This is a genomic window from Alteromonas sp. 14N.309.X.WAT.G.H12 (assembly GCF_036697315.1).
Taxonomy (GTDB): domain Bacteria; phylum Pseudomonadota; class Gammaproteobacteria; order Enterobacterales; family Alteromonadaceae; genus Alteromonas.
In genome coordinates this window covers 1-5914 of the sequence record NZ_JBAHZB010000158.1, presented here as the reverse complement: position 1 = coordinate 5914, position 5914 = coordinate 1, and the positions used below count along the sequence as shown (strand labels likewise).

5 protein-coding genes are annotated in these 5914 nt (G+C 39.7%); all 5 read right to left on the bottom strand.

Going from position 1 to position 5914, the window contains the following annotated elements:
- Positions 1-542: hypothetical protein (locus tag V5298_RS19480; RefSeq protein WP_332933094.1), on the bottom strand; the 542-nt coding region annotated here is incomplete at its 3' end.
- Between the two features lie 52 nt (positions 543-594).
- Positions 595-1533: an endonuclease NucS domain-containing protein gene (locus tag V5298_RS19475; RefSeq protein ID WP_332933093.1), complete on the bottom strand. Its 939-nt coding sequence runs from the start codon at positions 1531-1533 to the stop codon at positions 595-597.
- 10 nt (positions 1534-1543) lie between these two features.
- A complete protein-coding gene (locus tag V5298_RS19470) occupies positions 1544-2311 on the bottom strand; it encodes a hypothetical protein (RefSeq protein WP_332933092.1) in 768 nt (255 codons plus the stop codon).
- Positions 2312-2346: 35 nt separating this feature from the next.
- Positions 2347-4386: a DUF262 domain-containing HNH endonuclease family protein gene (locus tag V5298_RS19465; protein WP_332933091.1), complete on the bottom strand. Its 2040-nt coding sequence runs from the start codon at positions 4384-4386 to the stop codon at positions 2347-2349.
- Positions 4379-5830, bottom strand: a complete 1452-nt coding sequence (locus tag V5298_RS19460) for a DUF262 domain-containing protein (RefSeq protein WP_332933090.1) — start codon at positions 5828-5830, stop codon at positions 4379-4381. The genes V5298_RS19465 and V5298_RS19460 overlap by 8 nt, the downstream gene beginning before the upstream one ends.
- Positions 5831-5914: the final 84 nt, after the last annotated feature.

Below are 5914 nucleotides of genomic sequence, written 5' to 3'. Positions count from 1 at the left end.
ACGCCAAGTTGCTCGATACTTTTTAATTGCAGTTCATTTTCTGCTTCCAAATCCGATTTTTTCTGATTTACCTCTCGGAGTACATTCTCTTCATGTGACTTGCGTAGTGCATCGATTACCCATTCTTCTATAAAGTCACCACTTTCTGTTTGGTAGGGTTGAGTTAGCTCTTTCGGAAACTCTTTCAATGGGCTGACCGTATTATTAATTACATTAAGTTCGAACAAATTATCTCGTTTTGTTCGTTCACTTAGTGGAGCCAACTCCGCTTCAAATAGAACCCAACTTCCCGCTTTAACACCAACTTCTCTCAAGTCTTTGGGTATAGAGCCCATGAATATGGTGTGACGGGTTTTGTCATTTGCTTCAGGATATTTGAGCAACCGACCGTTTTTGGGATTGCGGATTTCGTTAACAATATAAAAAGAATTACCTTCCCTAATCGAAATTTGCTCAACTTTACCAATTACTATCAGCTTGGAATGCTCAGGGTATTCCCATACCCGTCTTAGCTCTTCTAAGAGCTCTTCATCTGTTCTCAAAACAAACCTTTTTAATTCTCAAATTTATCTCTATCTCTAAACGACTATAGTTCTACTGTTGCTTTTCAAGTCTAAAACTGACTTGATAGCGGTAAAAATCGATATTATTTGTTACGCTGAGTGCGCGTTTGATTCTGATATCGTCCTCCAGAGCAATGATGATCCCTTTAACAGTTTGTCCTTGCTCGCAAAGCTCGTCTTTGACATACCCCATATACCGTTGTATTTGCCCTACTACATTGTCGCTGGCACGGCCTCTTTTTAGTTCGACCACCAATAAAGTCTTTTTATCTTTGCTTATTGCCAGAATATCGATAGGTCCGGTATCAGACTGATATTGTTGCCCGACAATTTCTCCCTCATCGGTATAGATATCAAACTCTCTTCCTAAGTCAGTTGAAGCCCAATTAGCCACCAGAAAGTCTTCCAAATGTTTTTCTAACGCAAATACAGATGGGTCTTCTACCGTCGCATCTGAATGAGTCAGTGCTGGCGGCGCTTTCCCCTCCAGCAGAGCTTCCAACTCTTCAGCGTATTTTGTGATATTAGAAACTGTACCTACAGAACCTGTAGAGTTTTTAAGCGGCTTAGACATTTCTTCACGTGCCACACCCTTGCCATACCACTTAACTAATCTGCGATGCGGGAGTACTTCATTAGATCGATAAACATACTCAGAGGTCACTTCGCCCACGAAGTATATGCCTTGTCCGTTGGGACAAAAGACAATATCACCAACGTTAATACCCTTACATATGGTGTGCATCATGCCGCACGCTAGGCCTGCAGAGACTTTAGACTTATCAGGGTTAGACTCTAGATAGATGGGTATCATGTCATGATTAAACTCTCGCCAATTTTCAGGAAGTTTATCGGTGAGGTCGATATTATCTAACCAATCACAACCAATGAAGCCGTGCTCAAAACAGGTTTGAGCGTGCATACTGCCTTTACCAGCAATAATTCGAAAATAGCTTTTTGTCGGTGTCATTGTTAACCTCTTAGTTCAATTCTTTGTTAACAAAACAATCATTGGGTACAAAGATCCAGCCTTCAGCCTCTGGCGCATCTTGTTCTGGATGCCATAAAAGCTCGGGGAGTTGCTGGAAAGTCCAACCTATTAACGCACAAATGTGTGCATCAAGATGGTCTTGATGGAGTGCTTTACCGTTTACCATAGTTGGTTTGCTAGCGTTTTTTTTCGCTAAAGGCCATTGAGCCCTATTTTGCAGGTCTGTGATATGTCTCGATTGTTTGCAAGGAGAGGGATACGCTTCAATAGCCGTAATATTTTGATGTCGCCATACGCCAGTAGACATCTTTTCAGGTATAAACTTTGCCAATAAATGCATGCCTTTGGTTGCTTGAGCGCCAATCATATCTTTCACGGCAGATAACGGTTTAAAGCCACGATCGGCGAGCAGCCGTTCACAGTACCGGAACAAATATGGGTTTTGATGGCTTGCAACATGGGTATTACTTACTACGCCATTGAGTAAATTACGAAAGCTGTTACTGAAGGCTAATGGCGTATCAATTGCCAGCACAATTTGTTGTTGCAGGTAATCCAGTTCGCATAAGTCAAACACGCCGCTTAAAAATGCCTGTTGATTGTCCGACTCATTAATAAGGTGTGCCAGATTCCCGCGCCAAGGAAAGCCGAGTATATAGCCCTGACTGTCCAGCATAACCAATGCATCGCGACTAGTACTGTTTTTATCGCAGTTCCAGCCGCCAACATCCCATCCTACGTAAACGATGTCTGACATATTTCTTTCGTCCCTGCTGATATTTCCTAACTACTTCAACTGTCAGTAGAAGACAGTAATAACTCAATCATTTCTTCGCCATGTTTCTGTATTTGTTCTTTACCCCAACTTTTTTCATCGACAGTCATTTCCATCATCTTGTACAGCTTTAAGCTCTCTATTTTCTCTTTCTTTAGGAGCATTTCTAAGTATTCTCTTTTTTCCGCAGGCGGCATGTTACTGAGGCGAGTGTTTTTGCCATGACTAATTAAACAAAGGTTTCCAAATTGATGTAGGTCACCCTCTGGCAGTTTGTCAAAATTCCCCATAGGGTGCTGCGGATAGAAGTGTTCTATAGAGCTTCTAAAGGTAAACTCAAACTCTTGAATTTTTTTATTTTTACTGCCCTTTCCTTTTATCCAAAGGAGGTAATCCAAATAGTTAAACACGAAGATATTCCGAATATTACGATAAGTTAGCTTACTCTCATCGACATCTTCATATTCTACGTTTTCGGGAGTATAGGAATGTTTATATCTAAAAATAATATCGGCATAATTTTCACCATTACCTTTAGTTAAAAAAAGATCAAATAGGTATCTTTTGGCTAGGTTATTTAGGTATTGGAGATAATTCTCAGCGTCAACTTCTTTCTGACCAGACAGGTAGTAAAGAACCGCTGTTAACCAATGTTTGTAAGCCAAAGTTGGTGTAGAAACGTGAAATGCAGAGAGCAACATTAGAATATCTCTGTTTACGCTATCAAAACTATTATCATTAGAATCAAAAGTATTGATGAAGCTCACACTCTTCTTATTATAATATTTTAGCTTTTTTAAACTCCATCCATCGTTTGCTGTAGACAATTCGCGTTTAATTACAAATTGGTCAAATAAATATCTGCATTTCAATATACAATGAACAAACCCCATAACCGCTTGCTCGGGCTTTGCAAAAGCGTCTAGCAACTTATTTTGAAAGGTCTTTATTAAGTTTTTATCGTCCAGCGATATGTCTGAGCCTTTCTCATCAGATGATAAACCCTGTTCCTCGCCTCTATCGTACCAGTCTTCTCCACAGTAGACGCGAAGTACATGTAGTAAGAAGTTAGAAAAGTTTATAACACTACTGAATCTGTCTTCTTCTAACTTATCAGCTTCATCTTTTAAAAAGGAATTATCTGATTGAGATCTGTTGTCTAATATTTCAGAGATAGATAATCTTGTAGCAATTTTATCATCAGTATCAAGTGCGTCAGACAGCGCATTAAAATTGTCTACTGTAAACCGTCCCCAATCGTTTTTACCAAATATTTTATGCCTTTCAGCAACGGTAAATTCATATTGAACGTACCGCTCCATATTAGCGCAGGCCTCCCACACTCGATTAAGCGTATATAACGCTTTCTCTCGTTTAGCGCCTCGAAGCTTACTCTGAAGTACTGACATCAATTCAGCTTTTAATACTTCATGCTTTTCGAGTTGCTCTCCCCTGCTGTTCATGATTTCAAAGTAATGATTTAAATCAGTATCATCAGGCACTTCCACCTGCATAATCTTTACGTGATTAAGTAGGTAATTGGCAAACTCCGTTATTTTTACGTTCCCTAGCTCCGCCAGTGCTTTTAAACATAGGTCATAACCCGAAACCAAATCTTCGTTAAACTCATTCTTTTCGTCAGATTGAAGTTTTTTTAAAGGCAGTCCTTCACTGATTGCTGTAAAAGTTGCTTGAGATTTATAACGGCTTTCAAAGTTAATATTAGGCGACTTATACCACGTCGTTACTTTTCTAGACGTCTTAGTCTGCTTGTATTCAACAGCTTGGTTTTTGATAGCAGATATCAATAATGACAAGGTGGTAAAACGCTGTTGACCATCAATTACTTCTAAATGTCCATCTTCTCGCCTATAAACGATTAATGTTCCTATGTAGTAATTATTAGCTGTCATAGAGTCTGCAATATCTCGAACCAATTGAGTGATTTGGCCCTCACCCCAAGAGTAATTTCTCTGATACATTGGAACGAGATAATTATTGCCGCTACCCAGTAGGCCTTGAACTGAAAACTCTTTTACTTCGTTTGTGTTACTCATAATAGCCCATTCCTTCAAACAGAATTACAAGTGGGTCATACACTTTTGCGCTCACCGCGGACTGGTTTTTGTTGCCTCTGTTTTTGCCCGAGTTATTGCGATTTAATTCATCATTTAACATTGGTAGTCGAAGCGCCATTAACTGGGAAGGGTGTATGGGTTGCGATATGAGCTTAAAAACATTCAACTCTTCAACTACGTATTTATCAACTGAGGAAAGTTGTAACACTTGCCTTTGGATACGTAACGAATACGCCCAGATAAACAGCTTCTCGATAGCTCGCGATAAATCTGTTACTCCAAACTTATCCCAATAAAATATAAGGGCACAGTCAAATAACTCCCTGATATAAATATCACCTGTGCGCCGTTTGTTTTTATATAAAGCTGAAGAATTAAGTGTTTGTAATATCTTATGAGCATCTTCACTTAGTTGAACACCAAGAAAGGCATCACTTGATTCATATTCATTACTTATTAATGCCTCAATCTGTTTTTGATAGTGTGCGACCATCTCAAAAAATCGACGGCCATTAACAATTGGCTGGTCTAACCCAAAGGGGTACTTTTGGTATTGTCCATCGACTTTCCGTTGATATTGCTGGTTGAATTCGTCTGTGTAATGGTGTGCTATTTTAAGACTTGTTGTATAAGGAAATGCATCACCCATGTAGAGGTTTACCCCCTTAAACACATCTACTTGGTCCTTTCCAAAATAAAGCGCTCGCTCGCCACTTGCCCAACGCCTTATCCGATAGAGGTAATCTGCAAATAATTTTTCCAAAGTCTTACTTTTCAGGCTCTCCCAGTCTGCAACTGACTGAGCTTTCAAGTGTTGTTCCGGTATACCAAACTCTCGTAAATGATATGCTTTTAAGAGGTCATGAGGAGACAAGTCCTTTCCTCTAGCATTCTGAGAATCAAAAAATTGAAATGCTTCGGAAACGTTTTCCAGCGTGAAGGTCACCACTTGGCACTTATTTAGAAGGAAGTCGATATGTGCTTCGGTAAAGTCTGGCCTGCCGACTATTCTTTTAATTTCCAGAAAATTCGCCCGCAGATTTGCCTTACTGATATCACTAGAAAAAGTCTGATCATTTAACAAATGCTCTACTGGGCTACTAAGTCGCTGAACCTGCTCTTTTAACAATCCTCGGTCAATTTTACTCAAGCGCTTTTCAATTATTGCCCATACGGCAAGTAACAAAGTCAGCGTGCGCTGCTGTCCATCAACGATATTTAACTCCCCTTTTTCCTCGTCAGAATGAAAGACGATAGTGCCAAGGCGGTAGGCAGTTTTATCTCTGTGGGTGTCGATATCGTGAAATAACTGAACCACGTTTTTCAGCGTCCATCTATATGGTCGCTGATAGTCGGGAATGGTCAGTGACTTGGTAGCAAGCAAATCGGCTACCGAAATGATGTCTTTTTTTAATTCACTCATTAACAACGTAAGCGATCATTTTAGACCGTTCTTCAATTCTTAAACCAAGCCTTTAAAATTAAATCATTGATAAAAACAGGAGAA